A 914-nucleotide genomic window follows, 5' to 3' on the forward strand; every position below is an offset into this window, starting at 1 on the left:
GTTGCTTTACCCACGCCTGAAGTGTCGGCCGCGGATGCCGAGCAGATTGTTTCCCGCGAGCCCAAACGAGTCGCGGCGATCAAAGCCCTGCGCCAACGTCACCCTGGGCTGAACCTCAAAGACGCCGCAGAGCTCGTCGATGTAGCCCGCGCGGAGCGAGGACCGAAAACGGAGCCTTGACGGGCCGGGTAGTCACGGCGCGCTTGATCCAATGGCCGGGTAGCTCCCCATGGGAACACCGGAGCGTGCGGCGTGCATGTTCATCACTTGGTTGCTGTATCCAAGCAGGTCGGCGAGCGTTGCGGCGTCGACTTCCTTTGTCAGGTCGTGCAGCGCTGCGTTGCGCATTGCAAGGATATTGATGCCGAAGACCTGTCTGAATGTATTCAGAACGGTCTGCTCGGTGATGTGTTGCCCGGCACGGGTTCCTGGAAACAGCCACGGGGAGTGATTGTTGGTTGTGCGCTGGTTGGCGCGTGATGTCAGGTATTCGTGGAAGAGGGGGAGTAGCGGTTCGGGCACTGGCGCAGGATGCTCGCCGAGGTGAAGATTGATTCCTGTTGGTGTGACTTCTACTTGCTCCGTGCGCATTTCGGCGATTCGGCGGACCGGTAGCGCATACAAGAGAAACATCAGCGCAGCGATCCGGTTATTGAGCACCACTGCTTCTGCCTCGAGGACCGTGCGGATCAGTGCCAAGCGTTCGTGCGACGAAGCGAGCGGTGTTTGCCGAGCCTCGCGGTATTTCAGGTGGTAGCGCTTGCCGATCCCTGTCTTGGCTCGCCATTGGAGAAAGTTGCGTGCTGCCATACGGGTGGTGGTGCCAGTGGAGAAGTACTCGTCGACATGGGCCTGAGTCAGTGCGTCGACCGTGACGTGATAACTCTCGCTCAACCAGATCAAGAACTTCCCGG

General features: G+C 59.8%; 2 pseudogenes. One reads left to right on the top strand and one right to left on the bottom strand.

Going from position 1 to position 914, the window contains the following annotated elements:
- Positions 1-180 (top strand): annotated as a pseudogene (locus tag QMK32_RS25170) (hypothetical protein); the annotation flags it as partial.
- Positions 181-192: 12 nt separating this feature from the next.
- Here QMK32_RS25170 and QMK32_RS25175 read toward each other — a convergent pair.
- Positions 193-914: pseudogene (locus QMK32_RS25175) on the bottom strand (recombinase XerD); the annotation flags it as partial.

The organism is Rhodococcus sp. H29-C3 (assembly GCF_030063405.1).
In the GTDB taxonomy this organism is placed as follows: domain Bacteria; phylum Actinomycetota; class Actinomycetes; order Mycobacteriales; family Mycobacteriaceae; genus Rhodococcoides.